This window comes from Streptomyces sp. NPDC048434 (assembly GCF_043200375.1).
GTDB lineage: Bacteria > Actinomycetota > Actinomycetes > Streptomycetales > Streptomycetaceae > Streptomyces.
On record NZ_JBICXQ010000026.1, the window covers coordinates 97,713 to 116,812 of the forward strand.

Genomic DNA, 19,100 nt, shown 5'->3' on the forward strand with positions numbered 1-19,100 from the left:
CCGTTGGCGCCCCTCAGGCCTCCGGCGTCGTCTCCTCGCGTATCACCCGCTGGGCGACCGCGAAGGCGGAGTTCGCTGCCGGGACACCGCAGTAGACGGCGGTGTGCAGCAGTACTTCCTTGATCTCCGTGGGGGTGAGGCCGTTGCGCAGAGCCGCGCGGGTGTGCAGCGCCAGCTCGTCGTGGTGGCCGCGGGCGACCAGCGCGGTGAGCGTGATGACGCTGCGGGTACGGCGGTCCAGGCCCGGCCGGGTCCACGTCTCGCCCCAGGCGTAGCGGGTGATGAAGTCGTGGAAGTCGCCGGTGAAGTCGTCGGCGGCGGCCTCGACCCGGTCGACATGGGCATCGCCGAGGACCTCACGGCGGACCTTGATGCCCGCTTCGTACGTGGCGCCGCGGGCCTGCTCCGGCTGGGCGAGGCCGGACTCTATGGCGGCGGGCGGTCCCGACGGGGGCGGCGCAGGCGCGATCTGCGGCTTGGGGGCCGCGGCGCCGATGGCGCTCTGACCACCGGGGCCGGGCTTGTCGTGCCAGGCCGTGGAGAAGTGCCGGATGAGGAGTTCGGTGACGGCCGAGGGCTGCTCGACGGGCGCGAGGTGAGAGGTGCCGGGCACCAGCGCCAGGCTCGCGTCGGGAATGCCGGCGACGAGGCTGCGGGCGTCGGTGGTCGGGGTGACCTGGTCCTCGGAGCCGACGACGGCGAGCGTGGGGACGCCGATCCGGCCGAGCGAGGACCGTACGTCGAAGGACGCCAGCGCCTCGCAGGCGGAGATGTAGCAGCCGGGGTCGGTGGTCCGCACCATCTGGACGGCCCACTCGACGATCGCGGGCTGGGCACCGGCAAAGCCCTGGGTGAACCAGTGCTCGGGCGCGGTGCGGGCGATCGGGTCCAGCCCGTTCGTACGGATGACCACGCCGCGCTGACGCCAGGCGTCGGCGGTTCCGTAGCGCGGAGACGTGGACACCAGGGCCAGCGAGGTCACCTGGTGCGGGCGGGTGAGCGCCAGCTGAATGCCGATGGCACCGCCGATGTTGCAGCCGGCGTAACCGAAGCGGTCCACACCCAGGTCGTCGAGGGTGGCCACCAGCCGGTCGGCCAGCTCGGCGATGGAGGCCGCCGCGTGAGCGGGCGAGCCGCCGTGTCCGGGCAGGTCGAATCGGATGACACGCCAGTGGCGGGTCAGCTCGGGGATCTGCCGGTCCCACATGTGCCATGTGGTACCCAGAGCGGCGCCCAGTACGAGTACGGGGGCGTCGTCGGGGCCGTCAATCCGGTGCTGCAGGGTCTTCTCACTCACCCGGCCACGCTACCGACTCTTTGACGCGATCCTTACACCCGGGTCAGGAAGAGCCGTCGGATCGTGACCGCCGACGGCGCCCGAAGCGGGGTACGCGCAGGTCAGAGCCTCAGCGTGGAGACGACGTGGACGATCGCGTGCCCCGGCTTGTCGTAGCTCACCGTGATCTGCTGGTACGGATGCGGTGCCTTGCTCGTGATCAGGGCCGGGGTCTTCTGGCCCGGAGAAGCGGCGTTGCGGGGTAGGCGCGGACAGCTCACTCACGCCTTGCACGCTCTCAGATCTCACAACTGCCCCTATGACGGGGAGCAGGCCTGTACGGGCCTGACCAGGTGGAACACCTCGCGGGCGGCGTAGCGTTTGAGGCATCGGACGATTTCGCGTCGGGTCTTGCCCTCCTTGGTGCGGCGTTCGTAGTAGTTCTGGGTGCGTGGGTCGAAGCGCAGGCGGGTCTGCACGATCCGGTGGAGGGCGGCGTTCGCCTGCCGGTCGCCGCCGCGGTTGAGGCGACGGTATTGCCGAGTGCCCGAGGAGCGTTCTACGGGGCTGACCCCGCACAGCGCGGCGAAGGACGCCTCACTGTGCAGACGTTCCGGGTTGGCCTCCATCGTGATCAGCAAAGTGACGGCCGTGTCCGGCCCGATGCCCACCACATTGAGCAGCTGCGGGGCGTGGCGTTCCACGAGCCGGGCCAGGCGGCCTTCCAGGTCCTGGATCTGGTCGGTAAGCTGCCCGATTCGCTGGGTCAGCAGACCCAGGGTCATGCGGGTGGCGTGCAGCACCGTCTCTTCACCGTCCTCGTCGTTCTTCGGCAGTTCGTCGTCTCGTACGGCGTGCCCGGGTTGGGCTGCCTATTGGTCTGTCCGGGTGATATTCGAGTCAATGCGGTGGTGCTCTATTGGCCATTTCGGGTTAATGGTGGGGACCGTTTTCCGGTGGGTTGCCCATCTCTCCGGGGAGAGAGGGGCAACCCCTGTGGTGCGCGCGGGTGCGTGGTACATGTCGGCGTGCCCTCTTTCTGTCCCGGTGTGCAAGCGGTGATCCGGTTCGCGTGTGCCGGCGCCGTGCGACGCGGGCCCCGGTGGGAGTTCTTGGGCGGCCCTCTCAGCTGAGAGAGGTTTGTCATGGAACCGATTACGGGTTGGTGGGGAGCTCCGGCGGTAGCCGGCGGGGTTCGGCCGGTTGTACCGGCCGGTGGATCCGAGGTGGCCGCGGTACGGGGGCTTGCGGTCGCGCCCTTCAGTGCGGCGTTCTCCACGGTGACGATCCCGGCGGGCACGAGCCCGCTGGCGGTGACAGTGGCGCCGAACGGCAACGTCTACGTCGGCAACGCCAATTCCAACAACGTGACGGTGATCAGCAGCACCACGAACACCGTCCTGGCCACCGTCCCCACCGGTTCGAACCCGGCCATGATTGCGGTGGCGCCGAACGGCAACGTCTACGTCACCAACCAGAGCTCGAACAACGTGACGGTGATCAGCAGCGCCACGAACACCGTCCTGGCCACCGTCCCCACCGGCGGGGGCCCGTTCGCACTGGCGGTGGCGCCGAACGGCAACGTCTACGTCGCCAACAGCACTTCGAACAACGTGACGGTGATCAGCAGCGCCACCAACACGGTCCTGGCCACCGTCCCCGTCGGCGCGGTCCCGGACGCGGTGGCGGTGGCTGCGAACGGCAACGTTTACGTCGCGAACCGGAACGCGAACACCGTGACGGTGATCAGCAGCGCCACGAACACCGTCCTGACCACCCTCCCCACCGGTGGGTTCCCGGGCGCGGCGGCGGTGGCGCCGAACGGCAACGTCTACATCGCCAACCAGACCTCGAACAACGTGACGGTGATCGACAGCACCACGAACACCGTCCTGGCCACCGTCCCCGCCGGCACGGTCCCGGGAGTGATCGCGGTGGCACCGAACGGCAACGTCTACGTCACCAACACCGTTTCCAACAACGTGACGGTGATCGACAGCGCCACGAACACGGTCCTGGCAACCGTCCCCACCGGCGGGGGCCCGTTCGGGGTGGCGGTGGCGCCGACCGGCAACGTCTACGTCGGCAACAGCAGTTCCAACAACGTGACGGTGATCAGCAGCAGCACGAACACGGTCCTGGCAACCGTCCCCGTCGGCGCGTTCCCGTTCTCGGTGGCGGCGGCAGCGAACAGCAATGTCTACGTCACCAATGCCAATTCGGCCAGCGTGACGGAGATTTCGCCGTTGACGGTGACGACCTCGCCGGCGTCGCCGGTGTGCGGGCAACCGGTGACGTTCAGCATTTCCGGGGGGACTCCGAACGGGACAGCGGTGGTGAACTTCGGAGACGCCAGCCCCACGGTCACCGTCCCCCTGGACGTCACCGGGAGCGGGCAGACCACCCACGCTTACACCGTCGGTACGTTCACCGCGAGCGTGAACGGCAACCCCACCTCCGTCACCGTGAGCCCCAACCCCACGACGACGGCGCTGTCGGTGACGCCGAACCCCTCGACCTGCGGGCAGAGCGTGACCGTATGCGCCACCATCAGCCCGGCGCCAGCCACCACCTCCGTGCCGACCGGCGCGGTCGCCTTCACCCTCCCCAACGGCCAGACCCAGATGGTCGCCGTCAACGCATCGGGGCAGGCCTGCTTCACCACCACCGCCCTGACCTCCGGCACCCTCACCGCCACCTATAGCGGTGACAGCTGCTTCACCGGCTCCACCGCCGGCACCCCCGTCACCGTGAACCCCACCCCCACGACGCTGACCGCGCAGCCAGGCACGATCCGGCTCCGGCTGACCCCGCTGCCCGAGTTCTACATCCCCACCCTCAGCGCCACCCTGACGACCACCTCGGGGATGCCGGTGGCCGGTCAGCCGGTGACCTTCACCGCCACCACGCTCTTCGGCCCGGTCAACCTCGGCACCGCCGTCACCGACGCCAATGGCACCGCCACCCTCCACAACGCCGTCGTCCCCGTCTTCGCCGTCGCCACCCCCTTCTACACCGCCACCTTCCCCGGCACTGCCTGCTACACCGCCGCCACCGCCCACAACATCCTGCTGTTCATCCCCCTCCCCGGCTGACCTCGTCGGCTCCGAAAACCCCAGGTCACCTTGTCAGCTGCGACGGGAGGAACACTTCGTGACCCAACTGCACGAGTTGGCCGCCCAGACCCGGTTCATCTCGTACATGCCGTCGAGGGGGCCAGAATCCGGCAACGGCGCATCCACGAGGCTGAAGGCGTCGAGGTGCCATACGAGGAAGTCGCTCGCGCTACGAGGCTCCGAATGAGCCGCACCGTCGTGCTGAACGCCAGCGATCTCGCGGATCTGCCCCTTCCCGGCGTGAAGACGATCGAGGTGCTCGGCTTCCTGCCGTCCGACCAGAGCGACCCCATCGCATTGGACATGTCGTTACTTCCTGGGCGTCGAGGGAGCCGGCGCCCACCCGTACCGCTTGTCGCGGGACGCGATGAAGCAGAGCGGCCAGGTCGGAGTCGCCCGCATGGCGCTGCGCGGTCCGGAGCGTCTCGTGGTCCTCCGGCAGCAGCCACAGGCTCGGAACATCTCCGCGCACGCGGAGATGTTCCGCTTCAGATGCGATACCGGGCCGAACTTGGTGAGTCCGCTCCGCGCACGCGGAGATGGGCGCCCGGTATAGCCCTACGTCCACGCCACCTCGGACAAAACCGGGAGCTTGGAGGATGCTTCCAGCGCGTTGGGGTTCTCGCGTGCGAAGGGGTACGACCCTGGACCGTCGCGAGGAGTTCTCATGCCGTGTGCTGCGTATCTGCCGTAGCACACGTGTCGTCACCGCGTTCCTGCTCCGTGTGATCGAAGGCGGAGAGCCGGAGTACAACAGTGCCAGAGCCTGACACTGCGTCGTCTAGTTCGCCGCGCGTAGAAGCCCCGCCGGAGCATCTTCGGTTCTAGTGGTCGTCGCAACACCCCAGCTCAAGGGGTGCGATGGACTTCGAGATCCGCAGGGAGCGGAAGCCGCAGGGGCCCGGGAAGCTGCGTGCCGAGCGGGAGGAATACTTCCGGCTCGTGCAGATGGGGCTGACCAACAAAGAGGCGAGCCGACGCGTCGGCGTCCATGACCGGACCGGCCGCGAGTGGCGGAACGGCCGCATCGACCCGAATCGGCGACGGGCTCCTGTTCTGGTGGAGCAGGAGCCCGTGCCGTCGTCGACGAGGTACCTGCGTGCCGACGCCAGCCATGAGCTGCGAACCCCGGTGGCCTCGATCCGCGGGCACGCGGAGCTGGCGCTGCGCAGCCGCGGGCCGGTGGCGGAAGAGGTGCGGCACGCCCTCGGCCGGGTCCGCTGCGAATCCGTCCGCATGGGTGAGCTCGTGGACGATCTGCTGCTGCTCGCCCGGCTGGACGCGGGGCGCCCGCTGGCGACCGAGCCGGTGGACCTGACCCGTCTGGTCCTCGACGCGGTGAGCGACGCCCGCGCCGCCGGGCCGGAACACCGCTGGGCACTGCAGCTTCCCGAGGATCCCGTGGTGCTCCGGGGCGATCAGCGCGGACTTCAGCAGGTGCTCACCAACCTGCTCGCGAACGCCCGCGCCCACACCCCGCAGGGCACCCGGGTCACGGTAGGCCTCACCGAAGGGGACCACGAGGTGGAAATCCTGGTCCAGGACGACGGACCCGGCGTACCGGAAAAGCTGCAGTCCGAGGTCTTCGACCGGTTCGTCCGCACCGACAACGGGCGTTCGAGAAGCGCGGGCGGCACGGGCCTGGGATTGGCCATCACCCAGGCGGTGACCACTGCGCACGGCGGGCGCGTCGCCCTGACCAGCCGCCCGGGCTACACCGCATTCCAGGTGTGGCTCCCCCGCGTCGAGCAACCGTAACCTCGACGGCCGCCCCTGGAGCAGGCACCTCAGTCAAGATCATCTGCCCGACCACGAAGGCCCTCGGACACCATGGGGTTGTCGCGGGCTCCCGCTCCCTGCCTCCGCCGAGGGGGCGGACGGGGTGCCCTGTCCCCGGCCCGGACGGTGGTGCAGTTTGCCGGCCGTCATTCTCCGACCCGAGCACCACAAAGGCCCGGCCTCACCGCCATCATGCGGTGAGCCGGGCCTTGTTGCGTATCCGGTGCCTATGCACCCACTGGTGAGGAGTGGCAGTCGGACTGCGGTGATAGCGGCGTCATCGATAGCGGCGTCATCACCTGCTCCGCTGTCTCCAGGGCGCCCGGGCATCACCAGCGCCGTCGGATCTTTTTGCCACCACCAACGTCAGTGGGCGCTGGGGGCTGCCGACGGGCGCGGTTAGCCGAAGGGGTTGTCGGGGAAGCGATTGGCCGAGACTGCCGGCTCGCCCGCGAGCATGGGAGCCACCGGAGTGGCGTTGGGGGCGGGAGCCGATATCTGTTCCTGCTTCACGCCGGGGGGCAGGAAGCAGGGAGTTTCCACTGAGAAGACGAGGGCGTTGCCGCGTCCGTATGTCTCCACCGAGACGAAGAGGTTGTCGCTGCCGCCTTTGGCGTCCATGAGCGCTTGCGATGGCTTCTCGCGGTAGCCGTTGATCTTGTAGCCCGCGGCTTTGAGCTTCTTGCGCATGGCGCGCAAGGCCTTCCCGTGCTCGTCTCCTGAAATCTCCGCCCGGGCGGAGTAGGAGAGGTCAAAGCGGCCGTCGGTGGCATGCTCGTGGTCCTTGCCAAAGCACTCGTAGAACTCCTTGTCCACCGTCTTGTCGTCGGCCGTGAGGCCGTACTGGCTGGCTAGTGAGTCGATCAGTGTGCGGGCCGAGCGTTCGGCTCCGTCCCTGCTCTTGACGGGCAGCGGATCGTTCTTCCCGGAGTCGGTCATGCATCCTCCAGATGCGAGCAAGGCTACGAGTGTGAGCACGCTGATACGGCTGTGGCGGCGGATGCGGCCGGTCACCAGTCGGACCCCTCTGTCTTAGGCGGGTGGGGGTGGGGGTGCACGCGATACTTCCCATCTCCGGGAGGCATTCCCGCGATGATGCGGCCCTGGTTGGCGAGGCTTTCGCCGGGGCGCATTCGCGGTGCTCGTCGTCGGCCTCAATCAGACTCCCGAGACGGAAGCCGGCGGATCACAGAGACCGATGTAGTAGGTGGTCTCTGGCTGCCGCGGACTTGTTGACGGTGGGCCCCTCCGCCTGTGCACACCAGATTCAGCGATGCGAACGCCGATTGTTGCCGCAGGACTACGGTTCCTGCGGCAGCCGGGAGCGCCGAGTTGGGGACACGTGGGAGGCGCGAGCGCTGTCCTATCTCACTGAAGTTAGTCGTCCTCGCGCCGCTGACCTTCGTGGACTGGATTGGGTGAGACGCGTGGACTCGGTTCGTTGAGACAGACCGCGAGTCTCGTGCCTGCCGCCTCGCGTGTGAGGCTAGGACTCGCTCGCTCCTGAGCGGGCCCAGACGGCGAGGTCGCCTCCGGGCAGCGATACGAAGTGCCACCCTGCGGGGCCCGTGACTTGCCACGCTTCGAAGGACGGATCTGACGAGCAGTTCAGGTGGTGTCCTGTGTCGAAAACGAGACGAAGCGTGCCGGACTTGAACGCGACCGCCGACAGGACATTCGCTCCGAAAAGCGCGAGGGCCGCTGCGACGTCCTGCGATTCCGGATTCAGGAGCACGGACGGGTTGGCGTGGACTGTCCCGTGCGAGAGGTTGACGGGTGTTTCCAGCGCGATTTCCCAGTCCGAGTCGAGGACCAGCACGAGCCGGAAGTCCACGCTGATCTTGGTGACCCTCATCCCGCGAAGGTTCAGGATCCACCGGTCCTCGTGTTCGACGGGACCCTCTTCAGTGCTCACTACTGCACTTTGGCTGATTCGACAGTCGAGAGCCATGGGATTTCCGGTGCCTGCCAGGGCGGCATGGCTAGAGCTATGTTCCGGCTGTGGACAACGAGTAGATCACTATCAAGCTCACCCCGGATGAGGCCCTGGTCCTGCCGGACTGGCCGGAGCGGGTGCAGATGACGGACCTCAGCCGTCTCGTGGACGATGAAGCGGTGTGGACTCATCCACAGGCTCGCAGGAACGTTGGACAAGGCCCTCCCCGGAATCTTCGCAGCGGACTACTCCGAGCGCCTGGCGGCGGCGCGTCGCCGCCTTCGCCCCTCCGCGGATGATGGGGGTGAACGGGACAACTCCGAGTGAATTTAGGTGAATTGCCGACGTTCACTGCGAACGGATAGGCGCTGACCGAGAGCGGCGTGCGCCGTTCCTCGCGGCTCGGGGTGATAACGCCGTTATCACCAGACCTGCGCGCCGTGCGGCGGCAGCGTGTTGGAGGCCCTCCCCTGCCTGCAGAGCCCACTTCTGCGGGCGAGATGGTCCTGCCGTGCGGCGTCGCCGCCACCGTCCAGATGTGTGCCGCCGAACTCTCGAAGCAGCTGGGCGGCCAGTGGAACTACCTCACCTCCTGCGGCGAGGCGGCCACACAGACGGTGTTCCACCTCCACGGACATCTGGCCCCCCGCACCGCCGGCGACTGCCTCGCCCTCCCCTGGGCCCACCCCAACCGTGAACAGGAGCCCGCCCGATGAAGTGCGCCTACTGCCGCCGCGCGTCCGGCTCCACCTTGCGTCCCTGGCCGGTGCGCCGCACGGGTCTGGCTGATGTATTCAATCTGGTCGTGCGTCCGAATCCGGTGCTTGCCCCGCAGGAGGTCTACGAGACCAAGGCGGCCCGCTGGAGGCAGCAATGGCCCGAACTCACTGTGCTGGACTGACCGGCAGTCCCGCCGCCGCCGACGGGCCCATCATCCTCAACTGCGCAGGTGGCGGAGGCAGATGATGCGGCAGGCCGGCTCCAGCGACGCCTTCCACGAGCTCACCGCGCTGCTCATCGCCGCGTCACGGGCGATAGCGAAGCTCTTCGATACGCGACCCGCGGTGCCGCTTCCCGGGACAACCATACGAAGGGCTCACCACGTCCCGCAGCCAACGCAGGGAAGTTTGAGTGACATGGATCACTAAAGATCTACGTGCTGCATGCAACTGCGGCTCATACCGTGGCTGTCTGACAGGGAGTGGGGCCCCTCAGGGCCGGGGAGCGAGAGAGTGGGGCAGGTCGTGGGACGGCGCACTGGAGGCATAGGGATAGCACTCGTCACGGTCGCGATGCTGGTGGGCGCGAGTGCCTGCGGCGGAGGCGGCAGTGACAAGGCGGGCGGGGACGACGCAAAGGCGCCGGGAAAGGCGAGTGCGAGTGCCTCGCCGTCACCGACGAAGCCCGCGGGCCCGCCGATGCTGCTGGAGACGATCACCCCGCAGACGGGAACCACGGTCGGCGTGGCCATGCCGGTCTCGGTGGTCTTCACGAACCCGGTGGCGGCAAAGGCGCGGGCCACGGTCGAGAAGCACATGAAGGTGAGCGCGTCGCGGCCCGTGGCCGGCGCCTGGCACTGGCTGGGCGACAAGCGCGCCGACTGGCGGCCGAAGACGTACTGGCCCTCCGGCACGAAGGTGAAGGTCGACGCTGACATGAAGGGCGTCAGCAACGGCAACGGACGCTACGGCGTGAACGACTACACGCACACCTTCAAGGTCGGCGACGATGTGCGCGCGGATGTCTCGGTGACCGGCCACACCATGAAGGTGACCCGGAACGGCAAGGCGGTACGCACCTTGTCGATCAATGCGGGCAGCGCCCAGTATCCGACGTGGAACGGCACGATGGCCGTCATCGACAAGCAGGAGAAGGTCCACATGACCTCCTGCAGCGTTGGCATCAGCTGCGACAAGGGCAGCCCCAACTACTACGACCTGACGCTGCCCTGGGACGTCCACCTGACTCAGTCCGGCACGTACGTGCACTACTCGACCGGCGACCCCACTCCGGGCAGCGGCAGCGCTCGCGGCTCGCACGGCTGCGTCCATCTGTCCATGTCGCAAGCCAAGTGGTTCTACGGCCAGGTCAAGCAGGGCGACCCGGTCACCATCACCGGCTCCCCCCGCGCCAAGGCCCCGGCCGACAACGGCTACGCCGACTTCAACCTGGGATGGGACAAGTGGCTCGCAGGCAGCGCGTCCGGGGAGCAGACGACCGCGACGCTGTGACGCGCTGCGGCGCCGACACCGGTCAGCGGCACCCGCTGGAAACGGGCATCCCAACGGACCGCCAGAGCCGCCGAACCTGAACGCCATCCTCCAAGAACCACTAACGCAATGCGGTCGCGCCGGCTTCTTGCTGCCGGGCTCAGTTGTCGGGCGCGGAGGAGCGTGAACCGTGACCAGCTGTGGCTCGGCCTGGTCGCTCTTCACGGGCAGTCCCTGTCGATCTCGCGCGCCCCGAGTTCGCGGGCGGTCTCTATGAACGCCCGTACATGCGGCGCGGGGGCGGAGTCGGGCAGGACGAGCACCCATTCGGTGAGTGGCGCATCATCGATGGGGACCAGCGCCACTCCGGGGTAGGTGTAATAGCGGGGGACATGGGCGTTGAGCGGGCAGACCACGTGCCCGGTGGCGACCAGGGCCATGATCTCGTGGAAAGTCCTCGCCTGCGGGCCGCGGTGGACGAGGCGCCCGCCCGGCGTCCGCTCTGGGCACATCGCCCCGAACCACTCCCTGGGAGTACGGGGGCCGGGGTCCGGGACTGTCCGGCCGGCCAGGTCCTCAAGCGACACGCGAGCCCGTGACGCCAAATCGGAGCCTGCGGCCACAGCCAGGACCCGGCCCTCCGTCAGCACTACAGGCCCGAGCCGGAGTCCGGGGTCAGGCACCGGGAGCCACATCAGCTGCGCCGCTACCTCGCCGGCCCGTATCCGGGCGAGCGGATCGCTGAAGTGGTACTCCACGAACTCCACACTGCACTGGGAGCGGCGGGCACAGAACTCCTTCACCAGCCAGGCCAGTTCGGAGGGGAGCGCGCCCATCGCCCCCAGCCGCACGGTCCCGGAGCAACTGCGGGCAGTCTCCACCGCATGGGTCAGGGCTTTGCGGATCAACCCGTAGCCGGGGTGGAGATCGTCGCACAGCCGCTGCCCCAGGGGCGTCAATGTCACGGTGCGGGTGCTGCGGTCGAACAGAGCGCCGCCCAAGCGGCGTTCCTGCCGGCTGATGGACTGGCTCACGCGTGCCTGGGAGAGGTGCAGCCGCTCCGCGGTCCGGCCGAAGTGCAGTTCCTCGGCGAGCGTCAGGAAGATCTCGATGTCCCGCAGTTCCACGGCGCCCTCATTTATCACTCCCGCTTATGACTGCTGTGCGGAAATCAGGGTTGTTCCGGCCGGCCGGCCTAGACGAGACTCGGCTCTGCCCCACTGCCCAACTGCCCCACCGGCGCCCGGCTGGGAACAGCGCCGGCCGTGCCTGAACGCCTCTTTTCCTCTCCGTATCGTCCGCCGCCGCGGACCGCACCGCGCAAAGGATCCTCACCTTGGCACCCGATCCGACCTCCCTGCACCCGCTGCCCGCGCACGACCGCGTGGTGTTCCTCAAACCGCTGGTCGCCTCACCGAAGATCGCCGTTGGCGAGTACACCTACTACGACGACCCCGTCGGCGCGACGGAGTTCGAGCACCGCAACGTGCTTTACGCCTACGGGCCCGAGCGCCTGATCATCGGCAGGTACTGTGCGATCGCCACGGGAACCCGCTTCCTGATGGCCGGCGCGGAGCATCCGGCGGTCGGTGTGTCCACCTTCCCCTTCACCATGTTCGGCGGCCGCTGGGCCGAGGAAACCCTGGACATCGTCACGGCCATGCCCAGCCGCGGGGACACGGTGATCGGCAATGACGTCTGGTTCGGCCACCAGGCGACCGTCATGCCGGGTGTGCGCATCGGCGATGGCGCCATCATCGCGGCCGGCGCCCTGGTCACCGCCGACGTCCCTCCCTACACCATTGTCGGCGGCAACCCGGCCAGGCCGATTCGGCAGCGGTTCACCGACGACGACGTTCAGCGACTGCTCCGCGCAGCATGGTGGGACTGGCCTACCGACCTGGTGACCGAACACGCCCGCGCCATCATGGCCGGAACCCCCACGGACATCGCACGCATCGCCGCCGAGCACGATCTGGGAAAACCCCTGTGACCCAGGTGTCCATCGAGGAGCCCGCTGTGACTGACAGCGCGGTGCCGCCTAATGTCGCCGACCTTCGGCCCTGCAGTGGGTGCCGGTCAGAAGCGGCGAGCCAGAGGACAACCAAGACCCGTCGAACACCGCACAGCGCGACCCCGCCGTCACACGCAAAACCCCCGCCGGCTCAGGCCGACGGGGGTCCCCCACCTCTCACGAAAGCCCCTATCGCAGGGGCTCGCGGGAAGGCGGACTGCCTCATGCCACGAGAGCCGGGACCTCCCAGGTCACCTCGCGTTTCAGGGCAGCCTTCGACGCCGGGCGGGTGGAGAAGCGCAACCGGAACCCGGTGCGGAGCGCCCTCGCGACCGGGTACGAAACGGGAGTAACCCGGCACCGGATCCCGGTCAGAATTTCACCGTCGAGACGGTGTAGACGACCGGGTGCCCCGGCTCGTCGTAGCTGACCATGATCCGCTGGTAGGGGTGCGGTGCCTGGCCCGAGGTCGTCGTGCCGGCCCACGGCCAGTCGATCCCGAAGTCCCAGCCGGCCTTCGCCGCCTGCTCCGGCGGGATGGTCTGCTGGTTCTTCTTGAGGGCGGCGGTGCTGGTGCCGATGGCGTTGAGGTAGTGCTCAAGGCCCCACTCGTTGGTCCTGAACTGCACGAACAGCGAGCTGGTCTGCCAGGAGTTGGTCTCGTAGTAGTAGACCGGGGTGGAGCCGATCGGCACCGGGACGTTGTAGATCCGCTGCTGGACCTTGGAGGGGAAGGCGTTGGTCAGGCCGGTGGCGGCGGCCTCGGACTCCTTGCCCTCGCCGCTGTCCCGGCTCTGCTCGGCGGAGATGACGATATAGCCGGCCGGGATCGCGATCAGCAGGAAGACGATCAGCGCCAGCAGCACCGGGCGGCGGCGCTTGACGCGCGGCGGCGGGGTGGGGTGCGGATCGTCGTGCACGGTGTGCAGGTCGGTGTCGGTCATCGGCGGCCTGCCCGTTCGTAGCGTTCGTAGCGCTCGACGCGGCGCCGGTTGGCGCGCCGGAAGCGGCGGGCCACCAGGCGGGCCAGGTCGGCGGCACCGACCATACCGGCCTCCGGGCCCAGCTGGGCCTTGGTGATGGTGGCTTCGGGACGGTAGCCGCGGCCGGTGAGCTGGCGGCGGAAGGCCTCCCTGGCCGGGCCGATCAGCAGGTCGTCGGCGGCGCTGACGCCGCCGCCGATGACGAAGCAGGACGGGTCGAGGGCGGCGGCGAGATTGGCGATGCCGACGCCGAGCCACTGGCCGATCTCCTGGAGGAGTTCGACGCACATCGCGTCGCCGTCCCGGGCCAGCTCGGTGATCAGCGGTCCGGTGATGTCGCCGATGCGGCCGCCGACCCGCTCGATGATGTTGTACGCGACCGGGGAGTCGGCGGCGGCCAGCTCACGGGCCTCACGCACCAGGGCGTTGCCGGAGCTGTACTGCTCCCAGCAGCCGCGATTGCCGCACGGGCAGCGGTGGCCGCCGGGGACGACCTGCATATGGCCGAATTCACCCGCCACGCCGTACTTGCCGCGCTTGACCGCGCCGTCCTCCAGTATCGCGCCGCCGATGCCGGTACCGAGCGTGATCATGACGAGATGGTCCTCGCCACGGCCGGCGCCGAAGCGCCACTCCGCCCAGGCCGCGGTGTTGGCGTCGTTGTCGACCATGACCGGGACCGCGAGGCGGCCGGCGAGGCGGTCGCGCAGCGGTTCGTTGCGCCAGTTCAGATGCGGTGCGAACAGCACCTTGCTGCGGTCCGCGTCGACCCAGCCGGCCGCGCCGATGCCGACCGCATGGACGTCGTGCCGGTCGGAGAGGTCGAGCACCAGCTCGGTGATGGTGTCCTCGACGACCCTGGGGCTCTTGGACTTGTCCGGCGTCTCGGTGCGGACCTTCTCCAGAATGGTGCCGTCGGCGTCGACCACACCCGCCATGACCTTGGTACCGCCGATGTCGATACCGACGGTGGGTACCCGGGGGGCGGTCAGATGCGAGCGCCGCTCGCGGGTGCCGACCGTGCGCAGCACGGTGGCTCTGGCGGATCCTCGGTGCACCCGGTCCCGGTACATGCTCATCGACCCACCTCTTCGCCGTTACTCCCCCACTGCCTGGTGGGGGTGGGTGGTGCCCCCATGCGGCGGCTGCATGCTCGCAAGAGTCGTCTCGTCCCTGCGGGGTCTCGGGAGGCCGGGGCCTCGATGTGCGGGTTCGGTGCGATTGTGCATCACCGGCGGCGTCCGGCGCACCGCGACGGGGAGTAATGCGCCCCGCACGGACCGGGGGCCGTGCGGGGCGTGGTGGTGATCACTCGGGCCGATGGCCGCCGGGGAATTCCGGGGTCGCGGTCCGGGAGAGCTCATGGCTGAGCTGTTCCAGCTCGCTGCCGCCCGCCATTTGGCGGGTCAGCTCTTCCAGTGCGATCTCCGACTTGGCGTGGCTGCCGGCCATCGTGCCGCGTTTGAGCAGCACGAAGCGGTCACCGACGAGATAGGCGTGGTGCGGGTTGTGGGTGATCAACACCACGCCGAGCCCGGCGTCCCGCGCGGCCGCGACGTACTTGAGGACCACGCCGGACTGCTTGACGCCGAGCGCCGCCGTCGGCTCGTCCAGGACGAGGACCTTGGCACCGAAGTAGACGGCGCGGGCGATGGCCACGCACTGCCGTTCGCCGCCCGAGAGGGTGCCGATGGGCTGATCGACATCGCGCAGGTCGATGCCCATCCGCAGCAGCTCGCTGCGGGTGGTCCTGCGCATCGTCTTGACGTCGAGCCGCTTGAAGGGGCCCGACCCGGTGGTGGGCTCGGAGCCGAGGAAGAAATTCCGCCACACCGGCATCAGGGGAACGACGGCCAGGTCCTGGTAGACGGTGGCGATCCCGCGGTCCAGGGCCTCGCGCGGGGAGGAGAGGCCGGTCTCCTCGCCGTCGATGGCGAAGGAACCGGCGTCGTGCCGGTGCAGCCCCGCGATGATCTTGATGAGGGTGGATTTGCCGGCGCCGTTGTCACCGAGCACACAGGAGATCTCCCCCGCGTGCACCTCCAGGGACACGCCTTCCAGCGCCCGGACATTGCCGTAGTACTTGCTGACGTCGGCCAGCTCGACCAGCGCTGTCATGCCTTTTCCTCCGCCCGCTTGCGGACCCATGCGTTCAGGAGTGTGGCGAGCAGCAGCATCGCGCCGAGGAAGAACTTGTACCAGTCCGGATTCCACTGCGCGTAGACGATGCCCTTGCTGGCCATGCCGAAGATGAAGGCGCCGACGGCGGCACCGATCGCCGAGCCGAAGCCGCCGGTCATCAGACAGCCGCCGACCGCCGCGGCGATGATGTACAGGAACTCGTTGCCCACCCCGTCGCCGGACTGGATCGCGTCGTACGAGAACAGCAGATGCTGGCCGGAGACCCAGGCGGCGAAGGCGACGCCCATATAGAGGCCGATCTTGGTCTTGGTGACCGGGACACCCACCGCCCGCGCCGCATCGGCGTTGCCGCCGACCGCGAAGATCCAGTTGCCGACGCGGGTGCGCAGCAGGATCCAGGTGGCCAGGGCGACCAGCACGATCCACCACAGGATGGTGACCTGGATGTCGACGCTGCCGAGGGTCAGATGCGAGGCGAAGAGCGTACGGGCCGAGTCGAAGCCCTCCATGTCGGCGATGGACTTCGTCGAGACCGTGCCGCTGATCAGCTTGGTGAAGCCGAGGTTGAGGCCTGTCAGCATGAAGAAGGTGCCCAGCGTGATGATGAAGCTGGGCAGCTTCGTACGGGTCAGCAGCAGGCCGTTGAAGGCCCCGATGGCCAGGGTGACCAGCAGGGACACCCCGACACCCACCCAGGTGTTGGCCGTCATCTGGTAGCTGAACATCGAGGAGATCAGCGCCGAGCTGACGACCATGACACCGGCCGAGAGATCGAACTCCCCGCCGATCATCAGCAGCGCCACCGGCACGGCCATGATGCCGATCGTCGAGGACGCGTAGAGCACGGTGGAGAGGCTGGAGGCCTGCAGGAACGGCTCGGCGACGATCGAGAAGAACACGAAGACCGCGGCGGCGCCGACGACCGAGCCCAATTCGGGGCGGCCCATCAGCCGGCGCGCCAGCGAACGGTGCAGCAGCCGTTCGTCGCCGGCGCTCTTGGCGGGCGGCCCCGTGGGCGGCAGCGGCGGTGCGTCGGTGTGGCTCATCGCGTCCCCCGCTTCGTGTAGTCCTGGAGCGCGGCGGCGTCCTTCTTGGTGATCACCTGGGGGCCGGTGAGCACCGGCTTGCCACCGCCGAGGACGTCGGAGTTGTACTTGTAGAGCCACAGCAGGTCGATGGCCTCGTAGCCCTGGAGGTAGGGCTGCTGGTCGACGGCGAAGCCGAGGCTGCCGTCCTTGAGACCGGTCGCGACCTGGGCATTGAGGTCGAAGGTGTCGATCTCGGCCTTGCTGCCGGCCTGCTCCTTGGCCTTGACGGCGGTGGGGGCGAACGGCGCGCCGAGCGTGACGACGGAGTCGATGGAGCTGTCCGCCTGCAGCTTGGACTCGATGGAGGACTGCACATCGGGCATGTTGGTGCCCTCGACATACAGCTTCTGCAGATCGCCCTTGAAGGTCTTCTTGGCGCCGTCGCAGCGCTGCTCATGGCCGACATTGCCCTGCTCGTGCAGGACACACAGGGCCTTCTTCCGGCCGCGCTTGTTCAGCTCCTCGCCGACCGCCTCGCCGGCCACCGTCTCGTCCTGACCGATGTGCGTGAGCGCACCGAACGCCTTGGACTCCTCGGCACCGGAGTTCACCGTGATCACCGGGATGCCGGCCTTCTCGGCCTTGGCGACCACGTCCTTCATGGCGTTGGGCTTGGCGAGCGAGACGATCAGCCCGTCGACCTTCTGGTCGATGTAGGACTGCACCAGCTGGCTCTGCCGCTGGGCCTCCTTGTCGTGCCCGTAGAGGAACTTGATGTTGTCCTTGACGGCGGCCTGCTGGGCGCCGTTCTGGACGATGTCCCAGAAGGTGTCGCCGTCTCCCGAGTGGGTGACCATCGCGAACGTCCACCTGGGGGTGTTCACCGCGGCCTTGCCGCCGGCTGCCTTGGCGGCGCGTTCCTGCTCGGCGCGCAGGCCTCCGGTGCTGCTGCACCCCGCCAGGGAGGCGCCGAGCGCCGCCGCCAGCACGGCGCTGACGACGCGTCCCCTCCTTCGAACCCGTGCCACGAGGACTCGCCCTTCCCGCTGATGCTGCCGTGTCGGCTGCGTTGGTTGTCTGCGCTGTCCGGACCGGCCGGCCCGTGCGCCTGCGGTGTCGTGCACCGGCTCCGGCACCGGTCGGCCGGGCCCAACCGGCCAAGTATCCGTTACCGGTGATCTGTCCCGGTTCATCGGGTCCCGTCTTCCCTGTGGCTTCACCGGGTGCCTCGCCCGGTGTATTCGGTCAGCTTCGGTACGTCCTTCTCGGTGACCAGGGCCGGGCCGGTGAGCACCGGCTTGCCGCCGCCGAGCACATCGGCGTTGGCGCGGTGGAGCCACAACAGGTCCACCGCCTCGTATCCCTGGAGATAGGGCTGCTGGTCGACGGCGAAGGTGACGTCCTTGGCCTTGAGCAGCTTGACGACGGCGGAGTTCAGATCGAAGGTCGCGATCTGCGCGGAGCTGCCCGCCTGTTCCTTGGCCTTGACGGATATCGCGGCCATCGGGGCGCCGAGCGTGACGATCGCGTCGATGGCCTTGTCGGACTGCAGCTTGGCCTCGACAGAGGACTGCGAGGCCGGCGCGTTGGTGCCGTCGACATCGAGGTTCTCGACCGTCCCGTGGAAGGCCTTGCGGACGCCGGCACAGCGGTCCTCCAGCGATACATTGCCCTGCTCGTGCAGGACGCAGAGGACCTTCTTCCGGTGCCGGCTGTTCAGCTCCGCACCGACCGCCCGCCCGGCCACCGACTCGTCCTGCCCGATGTGGGTCAGGGCCCCGTACGCCCGGGAGAACTCGCCGCCGGAGTTCACGGTGATGACCGGGATGCCCTGCGCCACGGCCTTGCTGACGGCCGCCTTGACGGCCTGCGGCTTGGCGAGGGTGACGATCAGCCCGTCGACCTTCTGATCGATGTAGGACTGGATCAGCGCGGCCTGCTGGCCACCCTCCTTGTCATGGGCATACAGGAACTTCACATTGTCCTTGGCGGCGGCCTGCTCGGCACCGTTCTGCACGATGTCCCAGAAGGTGTCGCCGTCGCCGGAGTGACTGACCATCCCGATGGTCATGCGCGGGGTGCCGGCGCCCTTCCCGGACCCGGAGGCCGCGCCCTCGGCGTCCTGCCCGCCGGCGGCACTGCACCCGGTGGCCAGCGCGACGATCGCCAGTAAAGCGGCGACGCCGCGCACAGCGACGCCGCGGACAGTGAGGGGGCTAGCCGTACGCACGCCGATCATCGTGGGACCGCCTTTTCTCCCGGCCGCCGGAATGCGGCTGGAGGAGTTTGTAACGGCGCGCGCAGAGCCGCGTCAATGGTTTGTCAGAACATTCTGACGAGAGGGTCCCTCGCGGGCGTCCCATAGGGGGACATTGCGGCCGATATCGGTCCGCCCGGTTGCGCTCGGGGCGGCGAAAGCGGCCGGTCCGGGGACCCCTCAGGGGCGCTCAGAGGGGCGCAGAGGTGCTCGGCGCGCTCGCGGTGGGAACGGACGCGGCATTCCACCCTCGGGGGCCGTACGAGGCGTGCACCGCGCTCAGCCCGGGACGGATATCGGGCAGCGCCGAGACGGGAGCACAGCCCCACGGCCGACTGCTCCGCCGCCCAGGCACGGAA

General features: G+C 68.5%; 17 protein-coding genes and 3 pseudogenes. 8 read left to right on the forward strand and 12 right to left on the reverse strand.

The annotated features are described in order from the left end of the window. Positions 1 to 13: 13 nt before the first annotated feature. The 3 genes from pcaC to ACGFWI_RS28080 all read right to left on the reverse strand — a co-directional run bounded on the left by pcaC (position 14) and on the right by ACGFWI_RS28080 (position 2,061). The gene (pcaC, locus tag ACGFWI_RS28070; RefSeq protein ID WP_393908821.1) at positions 14 to 1,297 is read right to left on the reverse strand and encodes a 4-carboxymuconolactone decarboxylase; all 1,284 of its coding nucleotides are present in this window, start codon (positions 1,295 to 1,297) and stop codon (positions 14 to 16) included. Between the two features lie 101 nt (positions 1,298 to 1,398). After that, complete coding sequence (locus ACGFWI_RS28075; RefSeq protein ID WP_160328787.1) at positions 1,399 to 1,557, reverse strand: hypothetical protein; 159 nt, start codon at positions 1,555 to 1,557, stop codon at positions 1,399 to 1,401. A 36-nt stretch (positions 1,558 to 1,593) separates the two neighbouring features. Further along, positions 1,594 to 2,061 (reverse strand): transposase, encoded by a 468-nt coding sequence (locus ACGFWI_RS28080; protein WP_393908822.1) that lies wholly within the window; start codon positions 2,059 to 2,061, stop codon positions 1,594 to 1,596. Between the two features lie 441 nt (positions 2,062 to 2,502). Here ACGFWI_RS28080 and ACGFWI_RS28085 point away from each other — a divergent pair, with 441 nt between their 5' ends. The 4 genes and pseudogenes from ACGFWI_RS28085 to ACGFWI_RS28100 form a co-directional block, all read left to right on the forward strand. Further along, positions 2,503 to 4,371 carry an Ig-like domain repeat protein gene (locus ACGFWI_RS28085; RefSeq protein WP_393908823.1) on the forward strand — a complete coding sequence of 623 codons (1,869 nt, stop codon included), beginning with the start codon at positions 2,503 to 2,505 and terminating at the stop codon, positions 4,369 to 4,371. A 30-nt stretch (positions 4,372 to 4,401) separates the two neighbouring features. After that, positions 4,402 to 4,680 (forward strand): annotated as a pseudogene (locus ACGFWI_RS28090) (Ku protein); the annotation flags it as partial. A gap of 28 nt (positions 4,681 to 4,708) precedes the next feature. After that, positions 4,709 to 4,948, forward strand: coding sequence for a hypothetical protein (locus tag ACGFWI_RS28095; protein ID WP_393908871.1), 240 nt, complete (start codon positions 4,709 to 4,711; stop codon positions 4,946 to 4,948). A gap of 533 nt (positions 4,949 to 5,481) precedes the next feature. Further along, positions 5,482 to 6,150 (forward strand): annotated as a pseudogene (locus tag ACGFWI_RS28100) (sensor histidine kinase); the annotation flags it as partial. Positions 6,151 to 6,570: 420 nt separating this feature from the next. Here the strand turns inward: ACGFWI_RS28100 and ACGFWI_RS28105 are convergent. Together ACGFWI_RS28105 and ACGFWI_RS28110 are read right to left on the reverse strand one after the other, a co-directional pair. Then, positions 6,571 to 7,185 (reverse strand): hypothetical protein, encoded by a 615-nt coding sequence (locus tag ACGFWI_RS28105; protein WP_393908824.1) that lies wholly within the window; start codon positions 7,183 to 7,185, stop codon positions 6,571 to 6,573. Positions 7,186 to 7,657: 472 nt separating this feature from the next. After that, a complete protein-coding gene (locus tag ACGFWI_RS28110; RefSeq protein ID WP_393908825.1) occupies positions 7,658 to 8,086 on the reverse strand; it encodes a DUF6188 family protein in 429 nt (142 codons plus the stop codon). Positions 8,087 to 8,607: 521 nt separating this feature from the next. On the opposite strand from ACGFWI_RS28110, the gene ACGFWI_RS28115 reads away from it, so the two are divergent. The 3 genes and pseudogenes from ACGFWI_RS28115 to ACGFWI_RS28125 all read left to right on the forward strand — a co-directional run bounded on the left by ACGFWI_RS28115 (position 8,608) and on the right by ACGFWI_RS28125 (position 10,338). Beyond that, the gene (locus ACGFWI_RS28115; protein ID WP_393908826.1) at positions 8,608 to 8,823 is read left to right on the forward strand and encodes an HIT family protein; all 216 of its coding nucleotides are present in this window, start codon (positions 8,608 to 8,610) and stop codon (positions 8,821 to 8,823) included. A 62-nt stretch (positions 8,824 to 8,885) separates the two neighbouring features. Continuing rightward, positions 8,886 to 9,008, forward strand: a pseudogene (locus tag ACGFWI_RS28120) (nucleotidyltransferase family protein); the annotation flags it as partial. A 391-nt stretch (positions 9,009 to 9,399) separates the two neighbouring features. Beyond that, positions 9,400 to 10,338 (forward strand): Ig-like domain-containing protein, encoded by a 939-nt coding sequence (locus ACGFWI_RS28125; protein WP_393908872.1) that lies wholly within the window; start codon positions 9,400 to 9,402, stop codon positions 10,336 to 10,338. A gap of 200 nt (positions 10,339 to 10,538) precedes the next feature. Here the strand turns inward: ACGFWI_RS28125 and ACGFWI_RS28130 are convergent, their stop codons facing one another. Further along, positions 10,539 to 11,444, reverse strand: a complete 906-nt coding sequence (locus tag ACGFWI_RS28130; RefSeq protein WP_393908827.1) for a LysR family transcriptional regulator — start codon at positions 11,442 to 11,444, stop codon at positions 10,539 to 10,541. 209 nt (positions 11,445 to 11,653) lie between these two features. On the opposite strand from ACGFWI_RS28130, the gene ACGFWI_RS28135 reads away from it, so the two are divergent. Then, entirely contained in the window at positions 11,654 to 12,310 is a 657-nt protein-coding gene (locus tag ACGFWI_RS28135; RefSeq protein WP_393908828.1) for a CatB-related O-acetyltransferase, read from the forward strand. 392 nt (positions 12,311 to 12,702) lie between these two features. Here ACGFWI_RS28135 and ACGFWI_RS28140 read toward each other — a convergent pair whose 3' ends face one another. The 6 genes from ACGFWI_RS28140 to ACGFWI_RS28165 form a co-directional block, all read right to left on the reverse strand. Continuing rightward, entirely contained in the window at positions 12,703 to 13,275 is a 573-nt protein-coding gene (locus ACGFWI_RS28140; RefSeq protein WP_393908829.1) for a hypothetical protein, read from the reverse strand. After that, positions 13,272 to 14,393, reverse strand: a complete 1,122-nt coding sequence (locus ACGFWI_RS28145; RefSeq protein WP_393908830.1) for an ROK family glucokinase — start codon at positions 14,391 to 14,393, stop codon at positions 13,272 to 13,274. The genes ACGFWI_RS28140 and ACGFWI_RS28145 overlap by 4 nt, the downstream gene beginning before the upstream one ends. A 229-nt stretch (positions 14,394 to 14,622) precedes the next feature. Further along, complete coding sequence (locus ACGFWI_RS28150; protein ID WP_393908831.1) at positions 14,623 to 15,432, reverse strand: ATP-binding cassette domain-containing protein; 810 nt, start codon at positions 15,430 to 15,432, stop codon at positions 14,623 to 14,625. Continuing rightward, positions 15,429 to 16,502 carry an ABC transporter permease gene (locus ACGFWI_RS28155; protein ID WP_393908832.1) on the reverse strand — a complete coding sequence of 358 codons (1,074 nt, stop codon included), beginning with the start codon at positions 16,500 to 16,502 and terminating at the stop codon, positions 15,429 to 15,431. Before ACGFWI_RS28155 ends, ACGFWI_RS28150 begins: the two co-directional genes overlap by 4 nt. Next, on the reverse strand, positions 16,499 to 17,473 hold the full coding sequence (locus tag ACGFWI_RS28160; protein ID WP_393908873.1) for a sugar ABC transporter substrate-binding protein: 975 nt from the start codon (positions 17,471 to 17,473) through the stop codon (positions 16,499 to 16,501). The genes ACGFWI_RS28155 and ACGFWI_RS28160 overlap by 4 nt, the downstream gene beginning before the upstream one ends. A gap of 227 nt (positions 17,474 to 17,700) precedes the next feature. After that, on the reverse strand, positions 17,701 to 18,723 hold the full coding sequence (locus tag ACGFWI_RS28165; RefSeq protein ID WP_393908833.1) for a substrate-binding domain-containing protein: 1,023 nt from the start codon (positions 18,721 to 18,723) through the stop codon (positions 17,701 to 17,703). Positions 18,724 to 19,100: the final 377 nt, after the last annotated feature.